General features: G+C 72.5%; 13 protein-coding genes and 1 tRNA gene. 12 read left to right on the top strand and 2 right to left on the bottom strand.

Annotated features, from left to right (window positions below):
* The first annotated feature begins 3 nt into the window (after positions 1-3).
* The 10 genes from NP048_RS10100 to pyk all read left to right on the top strand — a co-directional run bounded on the left by NP048_RS10100 (position 4) and on the right by pyk (position 13408).
* Positions 4-657 (top strand): hypothetical protein, encoded by a 654-nt coding sequence (locus NP048_RS10100; protein WP_227575490.1) that lies wholly within the window; start codon positions 4-6, stop codon positions 655-657.
* Positions 654-1109 carry a DUF2752 domain-containing protein gene (locus tag NP048_RS10095; RefSeq protein WP_227575489.1) on the top strand — a complete coding sequence of 152 codons (456 nt, stop codon included), beginning with the start codon at positions 654-656 and terminating at the stop codon, positions 1107-1109. Before NP048_RS10100 ends, NP048_RS10095 begins: the two co-directional genes overlap by 4 nt.
* Positions 1110-1171: 62 nt before the next feature.
* Complete coding sequence (locus NP048_RS10090; RefSeq protein ID WP_227575488.1) at positions 1172-1657, top strand: DUF4190 domain-containing protein; 486 nt, start codon at positions 1172-1174, stop codon at positions 1655-1657.
* 181 nt (positions 1658-1838) lie between these two features.
* The gene (gene trpC, locus NP048_RS10085) at positions 1839-2651 is read left to right on the top strand and encodes an indole-3-glycerol phosphate synthase TrpC (RefSeq protein WP_227575487.1); all 813 of its coding nucleotides are present in this window, start codon (positions 1839-1841) and stop codon (positions 2649-2651) included.
* Positions 2652-2689: 38 nt separating this feature from the next.
* Positions 2690-3967, top strand: a complete 1278-nt coding sequence (trpB, locus tag NP048_RS10080; protein WP_227575486.1) for a tryptophan synthase subunit beta — start codon at positions 2690-2692, stop codon at positions 3965-3967.
* The gene (trpA, locus tag NP048_RS10075; RefSeq protein WP_227575485.1) at positions 3964-4800 is read left to right on the top strand and encodes a tryptophan synthase subunit alpha; all 837 of its coding nucleotides are present in this window, start codon (positions 3964-3966) and stop codon (positions 4798-4800) included. Before trpB ends, trpA begins: the two co-directional genes overlap by 4 nt.
* A complete protein-coding gene (gene lgt / locus NP048_RS10070; protein WP_227575484.1) occupies positions 4797-5675 on the top strand; it encodes a prolipoprotein diacylglyceryl transferase in 879 nt (292 codons plus the stop codon). The genes trpA and lgt overlap by 4 nt, the downstream gene beginning before the upstream one ends.
* A gap of 154 nt (positions 5676-5829) precedes the next feature.
* On the top strand, positions 5830-10395 hold the full coding sequence (gene gltB / locus NP048_RS10065; RefSeq protein WP_227575483.1) for a glutamate synthase large subunit: 4566 nt from the start codon (positions 5830-5832) through the stop codon (positions 10393-10395).
* A complete protein-coding gene (locus NP048_RS10060) occupies positions 10388-11863 on the top strand; it encodes a glutamate synthase subunit beta (RefSeq protein WP_227575482.1) in 1476 nt (491 codons plus the stop codon). Before gltB ends, NP048_RS10060 begins: the two co-directional genes overlap by 8 nt.
* Positions 11864-11971: 108 nt before the next feature.
* Complete coding sequence (gene pyk, locus NP048_RS10055) at positions 11972-13408, top strand: pyruvate kinase (protein WP_227575481.1); 1437 nt, start codon at positions 11972-11974, stop codon at positions 13406-13408.
* A gap of 72 nt (positions 13409-13480) precedes the next feature.
* Here the strand turns inward: pyk and NP048_RS10050 are convergent, their stop codons facing one another.
* A complete protein-coding gene (locus tag NP048_RS10050; protein WP_256769259.1) occupies positions 13481-14323 on the bottom strand; it encodes a hypothetical protein in 843 nt (280 codons plus the stop codon).
* Between the two features lie 135 nt (positions 14324-14458).
* Between NP048_RS10050 and NP048_RS10045 the strand changes: the two genes are divergently transcribed.
* On the top strand, positions 14459-15022 hold the full coding sequence (locus NP048_RS10045; protein ID WP_227575479.1) for an isochorismatase family protein: 564 nt from the start codon (positions 14459-14461) through the stop codon (positions 15020-15022).
* Positions 15023-15103: 81 nt separating this feature from the next.
* On the opposite strand, the gene NP048_RS10040 is transcribed toward NP048_RS10045, so the two are convergent.
* A tRNA-Leu gene (locus tag NP048_RS10040) sits at positions 15104-15177 on the bottom strand.
* Positions 15178-15322: 145 nt separating this feature from the next.
* Here NP048_RS10040 and NP048_RS10035 point away from each other — a divergent pair.
* Positions 15323-16006 (top strand): ANTAR domain-containing response regulator, encoded by a 684-nt coding sequence (locus NP048_RS10035; protein ID WP_372456768.1) that lies wholly within the window; start codon positions 15323-15325, stop codon positions 16004-16006.
* Positions 16007-16095: the final 89 nt, after the last annotated feature.

Genomic DNA, 16095 nt, shown 5'->3' with positions numbered 1-16095 from the left:
TGCATGACGACCCCGAACGAGCCCCGCGACCCGTACACGCCCGACGAGCCAGGCGCCGGTTCGGCCGAGCCCGGTCCGGTGCCCCCGTCCCCGGGCCCCCCGCCGACAGGGGACGTCCCGCCGTACCCCGCCGGGACCAGCCCGGACGCACCGTCGGCAGCGCCGACCCCGGGTCAGCCTCCCGCCTACGGGCAGCCTCCCGCCTACGGGCAGGGCCAGCCGCCGGCGTACGGCCAGCCGCCGGCGTACGGCCAGGCTCCGGCGTACGGCCAGCAGCCCGGCTACGGCCAGCAGCCCGGCTACGGTCAGCAGCCCGGCTACGGCGGTGCGCCGTCGACCGCGCGCAACTCGCTCGGCGGTTGGTCGCTCGGGCTCGGCATCCTCTCGATCGTGCTGTGCTGCTTCGCCGTCGGCATCATCCCCGGCGCGATCGGCATCTGGCTCGGGATCAAGGGCCGGGCGGCAGCGGCGCGCGGCGAGGCCACCAACGGCGGCCTCGCGCTCGCGGGCATCATCCTCAGCGTCCTCGGTGTCCTCATCGGGCTGTACTTCCTCGTGAGCATCGCCATGGGCATCGCCCAGTACGGCGGTCTGGACGGATTCATGGAGTACGTCCAGGAGGAAGTGGAGCGTCAGCAGCAGCTGCAGACCCCGTGACACCTGCCCCGCGGGTGGCAGCGAGCCCCGGCACCGCGTCCCCGCCGCACCTGCGGCGGGGCGCGGTGCCGCTCGCTGTGGGCGCGGCCGCGGTGGGTGGTGCGGTGCTGCTGGTCGCACGGTCGCCGTACGTGCCCCTCAGCTACGGCATCTGCCCCTCGGTCCTCTTCCTCGGGGTGTCGTGCCCGGGCTGCGGAGGTCTGCGTGCGACGCACGACCTGCTGACGGGGGACCTCGCCGCTGCGTGGCAGGCGAACCCGCTGTGGACGCTCGCGGCGCCGCTCCTGGCGTTCGCCTGGGCGCTGTGGACCGTGCGACGGCTGCGTGGCCGGCCCGGCCCGGTCGCGCCGGCGTGGGTGCCGTGGACCGTCCTCGTAGCGGTCGTGGCGTTCGCCGTGCTGCGCAACGTCCCGGCCCTCGTGCCGTACCTCGGACCTGCGCCGCTGCCCTAGCGGCTCGAGGCGCCACGGTCGCGATCACCCCGTCCCCAGTCCCGCACCCAGGAGGCACCGTCATGAGCACACCGCACGAGCCGCAGCCCGGACCCGCGTACGGGCAGGAGGCGGCGTACGTCGCGCACGGCGGCGCCGCGCCCGTGGACGCGACCCCGAAGCACGCACCCGCACCGGGACCGCAGCCCGTGACGCCGCCCGACCAGGACGTGCAGCCCGGTCCGCCGGACGGCGGGTACCCGGTCCTCCCGCCGCCGGCGTACGCGCCGCGCAACGACCTCGCGGTGTGGTCGCTCGTGCTCGGGCTGCTGGGCGTCATGGGCTGCGTGTTCTTCACCGGGATCCCGGCGGTGGTCGTCGGCAACAACGCGCGCCGCGCCGTTGCTGCCGGGCAGGCGAACAACGACGGGATGGCGACCGCGGGCATCGTGCTCGGCTGGGTCGCGACCGGCCTGGGCGTGCTCGTCATCCTCGTGCTGGCGTTCATGGTGCTGCTGCCCCTGCTGTTCCTGGGTCTCGCCCTCCCGTTCCTCGCCGTGGCGCCGTAGGGCGACACGGACCAGCGGTGGACCAGGAGCTGGACCATGCGCCGGGGGTGACGGCGGCGGTCCACACCTCGGGCGGTGGACTGACGTGGTGCTCGGCACGTCTACCATGGCTCGTCGGCGACGACCCAGGCCCACAGAGCGGGACGTGCCGCACCAACCGGCCAGAGGGGATGATCGGTCGATGACAGTGCTGGACGACATCGTCGCGGGGGTCAAGGAAGACCTCGCCACACGGGAGGCGGCCACGCCTCTCGGTGAGCTGAAGGAGAGGGCTGCCCGTCGGGAGTCGGCGCTGCAGTGCGTCGCGCGGCTCAAGATGGCAGATGCGGTGACCGTGATCGCCGAGGTGAAGCGGTCGAGCCCGAGCAAGGGTGCGCTCGCCGCGATCTCGGACCCGGCGGCGTTGGCCGCTGAGTACGCGAAGGGCGGTGCGGTCGCGATCTCGGTGCTCACCGAGCAGCGCCGGTTCAACGGCTCGCTGGCCGACCTGGACGCCGTCCGCGCCCGCGTCGACGTGCCCGTGCTGCGCAAGGACTTCGTGGTCTCGCCCTACCAGGTGTGGGAGGCGCGGGCGCACGGCGCCGACCTGGTGCTGCTCATCGTCGCCGCGCTCGAGCAGACCGTGCTCGAGTCGCTGGTCGAGCGGGTGCACTCCCTCGGGATGACCGCGCTCGTCGAGGTCCACGACACCGAGGAGGTCGCGCGGGCGGTCGACGCGGGCGCGCGGGTCATCGGCGTCAACGCGCGTGACCTGCGCTCGCTGGAGGTCGACCGGACCACCTTCTCGCGGGTGGCGCCCGCGATCCCCTCGGACGTCGTCAAGGTCGCCGAGTCCGGCGTGCGGGGACCGCACGACGTCATGGACTATGCGCGTGCCGGAGCGGACGTGGTGCTCGTCGGCGAGGCCCTCGTGACGGACGACGCCCCTCGCCAGTCCGTGGCGGACCTCGTGGCGGCGGGTGCCCACCCCGCGCTGCGGGCGGTGCGGCAGTGACCGGGGCCGGGGGCGGACGCGGCCACGTGGGACGGAGCATGCGTGACGTGCTGCGCGGGGGCGGCCCGCTCGCGCGGCACGAGGGGCCGTACTTCGGGGAGTTCGGCGGCCGGTTCGTCCCGGAGGCGTTGATCGCTGCGCTCGACGAGCTCGAGACGTACTACCGCAAGGCACTGGCCGACCCCACGTTCTCCGACGAGCTCGAGCGTCTGCACCGCACCTACACGGGACGCCCGAGCCCGATCACCGAGGTGCCGCGGTTCGCGCAGCACGTCGGCGACGGCGTGCGCGTCTTCCTCAAGCGTGAGGACCTCAACCACACGGGGTCGCACAAGATCAACAACGTGCTCGGACAGGCCCTGCTGGTCAAGCGCATGGGCAAGCGACGGGTCATCGCCGAGACGGGCGCCGGTCAGCACGGCGTCGCGACCGCCACGGCCGCAGCGCTGCTCGATCTCGAGTGCACGGTCTACATGGGCGAGGAGGACACGCAGCGCCAGGCGCTGAACGTCGCGCGCATGGAGCTGCTCGGCGCGACGGTCGTGCCCGTCACGATCGGTACCCGCACGCTCAAGGACGCGATCAACGAGGCGCTGCGCGACTGGGTGGCCAACGTCGAGTCGACGCACTACCTGCTCGGCACGGTGACCGGCCCCCACCCGTTCCCGGAGATGGTTCGCGACTTCCACAGGGTGATCGGCGACGAGGCCCGGGCGCAGATCCTCGACGAGACCGGTGCGCTGCCCGACGCGGTCGTGGCGTGCGTCGGCGGCGGGTCCAACGCGATGGGCATCTTCAACGCGTTCCTCGACGACCCGCAGGTCCGCCTGTTCGGGTTCGAGGCGGGCGGTGAGGGCATCGCGTCCGGGCGGCACTCCGCACGGTTCTCCGGTGGGGCGCCCGGCGTCCTGCATGGCGCGCGCAGCTACCTGCTCCAGGACGAGGACGGGCAGACCCTGCCGAGCCACTCCGTGTCCGCGGGCCTCGACTACCCGAGCGTCGGGCCCGAGCACGCCTGGCTGCACGACACCGGGCGTGCGCAGTACCGCCCCGTGACGGACGGTGAGGCGATGGAGGCGTTCCGCCTGCTGTGCCGCACGGAGGGCATCATCCCGGCCATCGAGTCCGCGCACGCGCTTGCCGGCGCGATCGCGCTCGGTCGCGAGGCCGCGACGTGGGCAGCCGACGGGAGGGACCCCGTGATCCTGGTCAACCTGTCGGGCCGCGGTGACAAGGACGTGGCGACGGCGGCCGCGTGGTTCGGACTGATCGAGCCCGAGCCCGTGCTCAAGGCCGACGAGGGGGAGCAGCTGTGAGCGTCACGGACGTGCGGTCGGCGACGGGGGAGAAGCTCGACGAGCTGGCCCGCGGACCCCAGCCCCGTGCGGCACTCATCGGCTACCTGCCGGTCGGGTTCCCGTCGGTACCCGGCTCGGCGCGCGCGGTGCGGGCGATGGTCGAGGCTGGCGTGGACATCGTCGAGCTGGGCGTGCCGTACACCGACCCCGTCATGGACGGACCGGTCATCCAGGCAGCGGCGAACCACGCGCTGGCGCAGGGCACGCGCGTGCGGGACACGCTGCTCGTCGCCGAGCAGGTGGCGGATGCCGGCGCGCCGGTCCTGGTGATGACCTACTGGAACCTCGTGCTGCGCTACGGGGTCGAGGCGTTCGCGCGGGACCTCGCCGCCGCGGGCGGCGCGGGCCTCATCACCCCCGACCTGATCCCTGACGAGGGCGCGGAGTGGCTGGCCGCGTCCGACGCGCACGGCCTCGACCGTGTCTTCCTGGTCGCGCCGAGCTCGACGCCCGAGCGGCTGGTGTCGACCGTCGCCGCGAGCCGCGGGTTCGTGTACGCGGCGTCGACCATGGGCGTCACCGGCGAGCGCGCCACCGTGGGTGAGCGCGCGGAGCAGCTCGTCGCCGACACGCGGGCCGCGGGCGCGTCGCGCGTGTGCGTCGGTCTGGGCGTCTCGCGTCCCGAGCAGGCGGCGCAGGTGGCGGGGTACGCCGACGGCGTGATCGTGGGCTCGGCGCTGGTGCGGCCGCTGCTCGAGGCGCCGGACGAGGCCGCAGGCCTCGACGCCCTCACGGGTGTGGTGCGTGGCCTGGCCGGCGGTGTGCGCTCGGCGGTGCGGGCCCCGCGATGACCGTCCTCCCGCTCGCGATCCCGAGCCCCGGGCAGAGCGTCTGGCACCTGGGTCCGTTCCCTCTGCGGGCGTACGCGATCGCGATCCTCCTCGGCATCGTCGTGGCGACCGTCATGACGCAGTGGCGGTGGAAGAAGCAGGGGGGAGACCCCGAGACCGTCCTGGACATCGCGTACTGGGCGGTGCCCTTCGGGATCGTCGGCGGCCGGCTGTACCACGTCGTCAGCTCACCCGACGCGTACTTCGGACCCGGTGGCGACCCCTGGAAGGCGCTCGCCATCTGGGAGGGCGGCCTCGGCATCTGGGGCGCCGTCGCGCTCGGTGCGCTCGGTGCGTGGATCGGCTGTCGCCGCCACGGGGTGCGGCTGGCGGCCTTCGCCGATGCCCTGGCTCCCGGGCTGCTCGTGGCGCAGGGCATCGGTCGTCTCGGCAACTGGTTCAACCAGGAGCTGTTCGGCGGGCCCACGACCCTGCCCTGGGGGTTGCGCGTCGACGACGCCCACCTGCCTGCGGGCTATGAGCCCGGCACGCTGTTCCACCCGACGTTCCTGTACGAGATGCTGTGGAACTTCGCTGCGGCCGCACTGCTGATCTACCTGGGATCTCGGCTCCGCCCGGGCAGCGGGAGGACGTTCTGGTTGTACGTCGTGCTGTACACGACGGGCCGCCTGTGGATCGAGATGCTGCGCATCGACCCCGCCGAGACCGTGCTCGGTCTGCGACTCAACGTCTGGACGTCCATCGTGGTGGGCCTCGGCGCGCTGATAGCGTTCGTCGTGGTCGGACGTCGGAACCCCGGACGTGACACGACCGTCCTGTCGACACCCCCCACCACGCAGGACGACGAGGCGGACATCCCCGGTCGCGCACGGTGACACCCGGTGCGTCCGACGCGATGTCGTCCGACGCGGTCATCGATACCGGCGTGCGGACGGTATCGTCGCCTTTCACCACGGGCCGACGACGTCCCGGTACCCCCCATGTTCGTTCGACGCCCCGGCTCTGCCGGGGACTGTGAGGACGGTGCTGATGTCGACGTCGCCCGCGAGCCCCGCTGCTGCCGTGGCGCCAGACCGGCACGGCCTCTACGACCCCGCCGCCGAGCACGACGCGTGCGGCTTCGCCTTCGTGGCGACGCTGCGCGGCACGCCCGGGCGTGACATCGTCGACGCCGGCCTGACGGCGCTCCTGAACCTGGACCACCGCGGCGCGGTGGGCGCGGAGGAGGACAGCGGTGACGGCGCCGGCATCCTGACGCAGATCCCTGACGCGTTCCTCCGTGACGTCGTCGACGCCGAGCTGCCCGCCGCGGGCTACTACGCCATCGGCATGGCCTTCCTGCCGGTCGACGACGCTGCGCGGGCGCAGGCTGTGGCGGCCGTCGAGGCCGTCGCGGCGGAGGAGAAGCTCGAGGTCCTCGCGTGGCGTGACGTTGTCGTGACCGCCGACCTGGTCGGGCCGACCGCACGCGCGTCCATGCCGGTGTTCCGCCAGCTGGTCGTCGCCGACCCGTCGCGCGAGCTGTCCGGGATCGCGCTCGACCGTCGGGCGTACCGGCTGCGCAAGCGCGCCGAGCGTGAGCACGGTGTCTACTTCGCGTCGCTGTCGGCGCGGACCATCACCTACAAGGGGATGCTGACCACCGGGCAGCTCGAGCCGTTCTTCGCGGACCTCTCGGACCCGCGGTACGCGTCCGAGATCGCGCTGGTGCACTCGCGCTTCTCGACGAACACCTTCCCCTCGTGGCCGCTCGCGCAGCCGTTCCGCATGGTCGCCCACAACGGTGAGATCAACACGGTGCGGGGCAACCGCAACTGGATGGCCGCCCGCGAGGGCATGCTCTCGTCCGACCTGCTGGGCGACCTCGCCCCGCTCCTGCCGGTCTGCACCCCCGGCGGGTCCGACTCCGGCAGCTTCGACGAGGTGCTGGAGCTGCTGCACCTGTCGGGCCGGTCCCTGCCGCACGCCGTGATGATGATGATCCCGGAGCCGTGGGAGAACCACGCGCAGATGGACCCGTCCACCCGCGCGTTCTTCGAGTACCACTCCACGCTCATGGAGCCGTGGGACGGCCCCGCCGCCATGACGTTCACCGACGGGACGCTCATCGGTGCCGTGCAGGACCGCAACGGTCTGCGCCCGGGTCGGTACTGGGTGACCGAGGACGGCCTCGTGGTCTGCGCGTCCGAGGCGGGCGTCCTCGACATCGACCCCGCGTCGATCGTCGCCAAGGGCCGCCTCGAGCCGGGTCTGTTCTTCCTCGTCGACACGGGCCGGGGTCGGATCGTCGCCGACGTCGAGGTGATGGCCCAGCTCGCCGCCCAGCGGCCTTACGCGCAGTGGGTGCAGGAGAACGCGGTCCACCTCTCGCAGCTGCCGGACCGTGAGCACGTGGCCCACTCGGCCGCGTCCGTGCGGCGCCGGCAGCGCGCCTTCGGGTACACCGAGGAGGAGCTGAAGATCCTCCTGGCACCCATGGCCTCGGCGGGCGCCGAGCCGCTCGGCGCGATGGGCTCGGACACCCCCGTGGCCGTCCTCTCGAAGCGTCCGCGGCTGCTCTTCGACTACTTCACGCAGATGTTCGCGCAGGTGACGAACCCGCCGCTGGACGCGATCCGCGAGGAGCTCGTCACCTCGATCGGCGGGGCCATCGGCCCCGAGCCGAACCTGCTGGTGGACGGGCCCGAGCACGCGCGCAAGATCATGCTGCCGTTCCCGGTCATCGACAACGACCAGCTCGCCAAGATCGTGCACGTCGCGAAGGAGCCGTCGCTCGGCTTCCGTGCGACGACGATCCGCGGTCTGTACAAGGTCGACGGGGGAGGGGCGGCGCTCGAGCGGCGCCTCGAGGAGATCTTCGCCGAGGTCGACCGCGCGGTCGCCGACGGCGTGAGCTTCCTCGTCCTGTCGGACCGCAACTCCGACGCGGACCTCGCACCGATCCCGTCGTTGCTGCTGCTGTCGGCCGTGCACCACCACACGCTGCGCCGTCACACCCGTACGCAGATCTCGCTCGTCGTCGAGGCGGGCGACGTGCGCGAGGTGCACCACGTGGCCCTGCTCGTCGGGTACGGCGCGGCCGCCGTGAACCCGTACCTGGCCATGGAGACCGTCGAGGACCAGGCGCGCAGCGGCTACCTGCCGGGCGTGACGCCCGAGAAGGCCGTCGCCAACCTCATCAAGGCGCTCGGCAAGGGCGTCCTGAAGGTCATGTCGAAGATGGGCATCTCGACGATCGCGTCCTACCGCGGTGCGCAGGTGTTCGAGGCGATCGGCCTGTCCCACGCGCTGGTCGACCGGTACTTCACGGGCACGACCAGCCGGCTCGGGGGCATCGGGCTCGACGTCATCGCCGCCGAGGTCGCGGCGCGTCACGCCGACGCCTACCCCGCGAGCGGCAACCGCCAGGCGCACCAGCGGCTCGCGGTCGGCGGCGAGTACCAGTGGCGTCGCGGCGGCGAGGAGCACCTGTTCGACCCCGAGACGGTGTTCCGGCTGCAGCACTCGACCCGCACGCGTCAGATGGACGTGTTCCGGCAGTACACGGCGCGCGTCGACGAGCAGTCCGAGCGCCTCATGACGCTGCGGGGCCTGCTGCGGTTCAAGGAGGGCGTCCGCCCGCCCGTGCCCATCGACGAGGTCGAGCCCGTCAGCGAGATCGTCAAGCGGTTCAACACCGGGGCGATGTCGTACGGCTCGATCTCCGCCGAGGCCCACGAGACGCTGGCGATCGCCATGAACCAGATCGGTGGCAAGTCGAACACGGGCGAGGGAGGCGAGGACCCCGACCGACTGCACGACCCGCGGCGTCGCTCCGCGATCAAGCAGATCGCCTCCGGCCGCTTCGGCGTGACCTCCGAGTACCTGACCAACGCCGACGACATCCAGATCAAGCTCGCCCAGGGCGCCAAGCCCGGCGAGGGCGGTCAGCTGCCCGGGCACAAGGTGTACCCGTGGGTCGCGAAGACCCGGCACTCGACGCCGGGCGTCGGCCTCATCTCGCCGCCGCCGCACCACGACATCTACTCGATCGAGGACCTCGCGCAGCTCATCCACGACGCGAAGAACGCCAACCCGTCGGCGCGGATCCACACCAAGCTCGTCAGCGAGTTCGGTGTGGGCACGGTGGCCGCGGGGGTGGCCAAGGCGCACTCGGACGTCGTGCTGATCTCGGGGCACGACGGCGGCACGGGCGCGAGCCCGCTGACGTCGCTGAAGCACGCCGGCACGCCGTGGGAGATCGGCCTGGCGGAGACGCAGCAGACGCTCGTGCTCAACGACCTGCGCGACCGCGTCGTGGTGCAGGTCGACGGCCAGCTCAAGACCGGTCGTGACGTGCTGGTCGGTGCGCTGCTGGGTGCGGAGGAGTTCGGCTTCGCCACGGCGCCGCTGGTCGTCTCCGGCTGCGTGATGATGCGCGTCTGCCACCTGGACACCTGCCCCGTGGGGGTCGCCACGCAGAACCCGGAGCTGCGAGCGCGGTTCACGGGCCGTCCGGAGTTCGTCGTGACGTTCTTCGAGTTCATCGCCCAGGAGGTGCGTGAGCACCTCGCGGCGCTTGGCTTCCGGTCGATCAAGGAGGCCGTCGGCCGTGTCGAGATGCTCGACACGCGCCACGCCGTCGACCACTGGAAGGCCGAGGGGCTGGACCTGACGCCCGTTCTCGCCGTGCCCCAGCCGAAGCCGGGCTCGGGCCTGTCCCACGCGCGGGCTCAGGACCACGGGCTCGATCGGGCGCTGGACAACCAGCTCATCGCCCTGGCTGCTGACGCCCTCGAGCGTGCAGAGCCCGTGCGCATCTCGCTGCCCGTGCGCAACGTCAACCGGACGGTCGGCACCATGCTGGGCCACGAGGTGACCAAGCGGTACAGCGGTGCGGGTCTGCCCGACGACACGATCGACGCGACGCTGACCGGCTCGGCCGGCCAGTCGTTCGGTGCGTTCGTGCCGCGGGGCATCACGCTGCGCCTCTTCGGCGACGCGAACGACTACGTCGGCAAGGGCCTGTCGGGTGGTCGCCTGGTCATCCGTCCCGACCGGAGCTCCTCCCTGAGCAGCCAGCACAACGTCATCGCCGGCAACGTCATCGGGTACGGCGCGACGAGCGGGCAGATCTTCCTGCGCGGCCTGGTCGGCGAACGCTTCGGGGTGCGCAACTCCGGCGCGACGCTCGTCGTCGAGGGGGTGGGCGACCACGCGTGCGAGTACATGACGGGCGGCACGGTCCTCGTCCTGGGCCCCACCGGTCGCAACCTCGGCGCGGGCATGTCGGGGGGCACCGCCTACGTGCTCGACCTCACGCCCGAGCTGGTCAACGTCGACGCCGTCCGCAGCGGCGAGCTCGCGCTCGACCCGCTGGACGACGAGGACTTCGCACTCGTCGAGAGCCTGCTGCGTTCCTACGCGGAGGAGACGGGCTCGCTCGTCGCGGCCCAGCTCCTGGAGGACCCGGCCAGCACCCGCGCGCGGTTCACCCGCCTGCTGCCCACCGAGTACGCCCGTGTCCGCGGTGCCCTCGCGCAGGCCGAGGCCGACGGCCTCGACCCGAGCGCGCCGGGCGTCTGGGACAAGATCCTGGAGGTGGCCCGTGGCTGACCCCCGCGGCTTTCTGAAGGTCCGGGAACGCGAGCTCCCGCCCAACCGCCCGGTCGAGGTGCGCCTGCGCGACTGGAGGGACGTGCACGCACACCTCGAGGAGGGTCAGCCGTTCCTGCGGGAGCAGGCGGGCCGGTGCATGGACTGCGGCATCCCGTTCTGCCACAACGGCTGCCCGCTGGGCAACCTCATCCCCGAGTGGAACGACCTCGTGCGGCAGGGGCAGTGGGCCGACGCGATCGACCGGTTGCACGCGACCAACAACTTCCCCGAGTTCACGGGGCGGATCTGCCCGGCTCCCTGCGAGTCGAGCTGCGTGCTGGGGATCAACCAGCCGCCGGTCACCATCAAGAACGTCGAGGTCTCGATCATCGACGAGGCGTTCGCGCGCGGGCTGGTCACGCCGCAGGTTCCCCAGCGACTGACCGGGCACACGGTCGCGGTCGTCGGGTCGGGCCCCGCGGGGCTCGCCGCCGCCCAGCAGCTCACGCGTGCGGGCCACACCGTCGCGGTGTACGAGCGCGACGACGAGATCGGCGGCCTGCTGCGGTACGGCGTGCCGGACTTCAAGCTCGAGAAGGTCCACATCGACCGCCGGCTCGAGCAGATGCGCGCCGAGGGCACGCGGTTCCGGCCGGGCGTCGAGGTCGGCAAGGACGTCACGTGGGTGCAGCTGCAGGCCCGCTACGACGCGATCGTGCTGGCGACCGGCGCCACGGTGCCGCGCGAGCTGCAGGTGCCGGGGCTCGGCCTCGACGGCGTGCACGTCGCCATGGACTACCTGCACCAGGCCAACGCGGCCGTCGCGGGCAAGGACGTGCCCGAGCCGATCACCGCCGAGGGCAAGCACGTCGTCATCATCGGCGGCGGCGACACGGGCTCCGACTGCCTGGGCACGGCCCTGCGCCAGGGTGCGGCCTCGGTCACGACCCTCGCGATCGGCAAGCGGCCGCCGACGGAGCGTCCGGAGTCCCAGCCGTGGCCGACCGACCCGGTCCTCTTCGAGGTCTCGTCGTCGCACGAGGAGGGCGGTGAGCGCGCCTACCTCGCCTCGACCGTCGCGTTCCTCGGTGACGAGGGCGACGCGGGCGGGCACGTGCGCGCGCTGCGCCTGGCGACCACCGAGTACCTGCCGGACGGCCGCCGCGTGCCGACGCCCGGCACCGAGCGGGACGTCCCCGCCGACCTGGTGCTCATCGCGATGGGCTTCACGGGTCCCGAGACCGGTGACCTCACCGACCAGCTCGGTGTCGAGCTCACGCGTCGTGGTGCCGTGGCCCGGGACGACGACTTCTGCACCAGCGTGCCGGGCGTCTTCGTCGCCGGCGACGCAGGTCGCGGGCAGTCGCTCGTCGTCTGGGCCATCGCCGAGGGCCGTGCCGCTGCGGCGTCCGTGGACGCCTACCTGTCGGGCTCCTCCGAGCTCCCCGCCCCCGTCTCGGCGAGCACGGTGGCACTGCGCCCCTGAGCCCGTCCCCCCAAGTCCCATCCCGGGATGTGCGTACCCGCAGGCCGGGCTCGCCCCCCGGGACGTCCGGCCTTAACGCCGAAATCCAGGAAGGCATAGTCTCGAGTTATGCGTAGAGCCAAGATCGTCTGCACCATCGGTCCCGCGACGGAGTCGCCCGAGCAGGTCCAGGCCCTCGTCGACGCCGGCATGGACGTCGCACGCCTGAACCGCAGCCACGGTGACACCGAGGTCCACAAGCGTGTGTACGACAACGTGCGCGCCGCAGCCAAGGCCTCGGGCCGCTCGGTCGCCGTCCTCGTCGACCTCCAGGGCCCCAAGATCCGCCTCGGGCGGTTCATCGAGGAGAAGCACGACCTCGCCGTCGGCGACGTGTTCACCATCACGACGGACGACGTCGAGGGCACCAAGGAGCGTGTCTCGACGACGTTCAAGGGCCTGCCCGGCGACGTGAAGCCCGGTGACCCGATCCTCATCGACGACGGCAAGGTCCTCGTCCGCGTCACCGCGGTCGAGGGCAGCGACGTCGTCACCCGCGTCGAGGTCCCCGGCCCGGTGTCGAACAACAAGGGTCTCAACCTGCCGGGCGTCGCGGTGTCCGTGCCGGCCATGAGCGACAAGGACGAGGAGGACCTGCGCTGGGCCCTCGAGGTCGGCGCCGACTACATCGCGCTGTCGTTCGTCCGCTCGGCGGCCGACTACGACGACGTGCGTCGCATCATGGAGGAGGAGGGCCGGGTCGTCCCGGTCATCGCCAAGATCGAGAAGCCGCAGGCGGTTGAGAACCTCAACGAGATCGTCCAGGCGTTCGACGGCATCATGGTCGCCCGTGGCGACCTGGGCGTCGAGCTGCCGCTCGAGCAGGTCCCGCTCGTGCAGAAGCGCGCGGTCGAGCTGGCGCGGCGCAACGCCAAGCCGGTCATCGTCGCGACCCAGGTGCTCGAGTCCATGATCACGAGCCCGCGCCCCACGCGCGCCGAGGCGTCCGACTGCGCCAACGCGGTGCTTGACGGTGCGGACGCGGTCATGCTGTCCGGCGAGACGAGCGTCGGCGACTACCCGATCGAGGCCGTGCGCACGATGGCACGGATCATCGAGAGCACCGAGGAGCTCGGCCGTGAGCGCATCGCGCCCCTCGGCTCGGTGCCGTCGTCGCGGGGCGGGGCGATCACGCGTGCCGCTGCCGAGATCGGTGAGCGCATCGGTGTGAAGTACCTCGTGACGTTCACGCAGTCCGGCGACTCCGCGCGGCGGATGTCCCGCCTGCGGGCGCCGATCCCGCTGCTCGCCTTCACGCCCGAGGAGGACGTGCGCAACCGCCTGTCGCTCTCGTGGGGCGTGCAGACCTACCAGGTGCCGCGGGTCGACAGCACGGACTCGATGGTCAGCCAGGTCGACCACACGCTGCGCGCGAATGGCCTGGCCGAGGTCGGCGACTACGTCGTCGTCGTCGCCGGGACGCCCGTGGGCGTCGTGGGATCGACCAACACGGTCGTCGTGCACAAGATCGGTGACGACGAGATCGCACGCACGCGTATCGCCTGATCCCGGCACGACGACGGCCGCCACCCCGCGCACGCGGGGCGGCGGCCGTCGTCGTCCGTCGGGCGGGGGCCGTCAGCGCGGCGTCACGCGGCTGCGCGCCACCTCCGCGCCCCAGTGCTCGATCGTCTGGAGCACCCAGAACGCCGCGAAGAGGCCCACGAGCAGCGCCTCCACGACGAGCACCGCGTGCGCCCAGGTCTCGACCGTGGCGTTCAGCGCGACCACGACGGACAGCGTGAGCAGCATCGTCGCGCCGAGGAGGGCGTAGGCCAGCGCCCACCGGCTCGACACCGCCCGTGCCGCGAAGGCGTTGCGCACGACGACGGCGACCACGGCGACGAAGAGCAGCACGGCAGCCGTGTCGTGCGCCGACCGCAGCAGGACGTCGGGTGCTGCGACGAGGGTGACGGCCACCGCGAGCACCACGAGGGCGCCGGCACCGCGCGCGAGCGTCGCAGGTGTCGATCCTCCGCTCCGGACCGCCACGAACGTGCGGGCGCCGGTCGCCAGGAGGCCCGCGACGACGAGCGCCGTCAGGCTGGTTCGCGCGTCGGCGAGGGCGGCGGGCACGTCCGCGACGACGTCGCCCGGGCACCCGCTTCCGGGTTCGGTGGGCGTCAGGGCGACGACGAGGGCGAGGAAGCCCGCGATGTCGAGCAGCGCGTCCTCGACGTCGTCCGTGCCCGTGTAGACCACGAGCAGGGTGCCGACGGCGCACAGGGCACCCACGACCGCGTCGTGCGCCCCGGTCCAGTAGTAGGCGCTCAGCGAGTCCAGCCAGCAGCCTGCCCGCGACGCCTCCACGGCGACGGCCGTGACCAGGAGGACGAGGAGCAGCACCACACCGAGGCGCAGGCTGCGGTACGTGGACCGTACGGCCCGGCGCTCCGCCGTCGACATGCCCCCCAGCTCCACCTCGGCCACCTCCCGCGCACACCCTGCCACCGCCCGCACGGAGCCGCGCGGTGTCGGCGCCAGCGAGGAGCCCGGGGAGCGATGTCAGGGGTCGCGCCTAGCGTGGGAGGACCAGGACGGACCTCAGGAGGCGTCATGACCACGCTCGAGAACCGCGACCGCACCGCACTGCTCGTCATCGACGTCCAGACCGGCGTGCTCGACGGGGCCCACGACCGTGACGGCGTCGTCGGGCGGATCTCCTCCCTCGTCGAACGCGCCCGCGGGGACGGCACGGACGTCGTGTGGGTGCAGCACAGCAGCGACGAGTTCCCGCTGGGCTCCGCGCCGTGGCAGATCGTCCCGGAGCTGACGGTGCACGAGGCGGACCCCGTGGTGCACAAGCGGTACGGCGACGCCTTCGAGGCGACGGACCTGGAGGACGTGCTCGCCGCGCGTGGCGTCGGACGGCTCGTCGTCGCGGGCGCGCAGACGGACGCCTGCGTGCGCTCGACCCTCCACGGCGCGTTCACGCGCGGGTACGACGTCACCCTGGTCTCCGACGCCCACACCACCGAGGACCTGACCGCGTGGGGTGCGCCGTCGCCCGGCGACGTCATCGCGCACACCAACCTGTACTGGGGCTTCCAGGAAGCGCCCGGACGGACGGCCGGTACGGCGAGCGCCGCAGAGGTGGACCTGGGCCAGGCGGCGATCTGAAGCGCGAGAGCCCCGTGCCCCGTGCCCGCGCAGGCCCACAGGGCGCCGACGACGTCCTCGTGCCGTGGCACGAGCATGCGGTGCCCCGAGTGGGATTCGAACCCACACTGGATCGGGTTTGAGCCGAACGCCTCTGCCGGTTGGGCTATCGGGGCTGCGGGGTCAGCCTAGTGGGATCCGACGCTGCCACGTCGTCACCGTCCGCCGCTCGCGGGCCTCGGACGAGCGCTCCGCACGACGTGATGGTGACCACGAGCCGCTGCGCAACACCACACGCGGCAGGCGCACTACTCTGAGCACGTGACCAAGGACGACAGCACCGAGCCCACGCAGGACGCGCCGCAGGCCGTGGACCTGTCCGCCGATCCCGCACCGCGTGCGGCAGCGCCGTCCGCGAGCAGGCCCGCGCGCCGGGCTGTCGTCGCGGAGGACGAGGCGCTCATCCGCATGGACGTGGTCGAGACGCTCACCGAGGCCGGGTTCGAGGTCGTCGGCGAGGCCGGTGACGGCGAGCGCGCGGTCGAGCTCGCGACCGAGCTGCGGCCGGACGTCGTGGTGATGGACGTGAAGATGCCCGTGCTCGACGGCATCTCCGCGGCGGAGCGCATCGGCAAGGCGCACCTTGCGCCGGTCGTGCTGCTGACCGCCTTCTCGCAGACCGAGCTCGTGGAGCGGGCACGCGACGCCGGTGCGATGGCGTACGTCGTCAAGCCGTTCAGCCCGGCGGACCTGCTGCCGGCTGTCGAGATCGCCATCTCCCGCTACGCGCAGATCACCGCGCTGGAGTCGGAGGTCGCGGACCTGGCCGAGCGCTTCGAGACCCGCAAGCGCGTGGACCGCGCCAAGGGCCTGCTGATGACGAAGATGGGCCTGTCCGAGCCGGAGTCCTTCCGGTGGATCCAGAAGACGTCGATGGACCGCCGCCTGACGATGCGCGAGGTCGCCGACGCCGTGATCGAGCAGGTGGGTGGCGCGGCGTCCTGACGTCCCCCGCCTGGCGCCCGCGGCGCCCACCCGAGCCCGTACCGACACCCCCGTCGGTGCGGGCTCGCTGTGTCGATGGTCACAAGTCC

The sequence above is a fragment of the Cellulomonas xiejunii genome (assembly GCF_024508315.1).
In the GTDB taxonomy this organism is placed as follows: Bacteria; Actinomycetota; Actinomycetes; order Actinomycetales; family Cellulomonadaceae; genus Cellulomonas; species Cellulomonas xiejunii.
The sequence above is the reverse complement of the archived record's forward strand: the minus strand, read 5'-3'. Positions and strand labels throughout refer to the sequence as shown.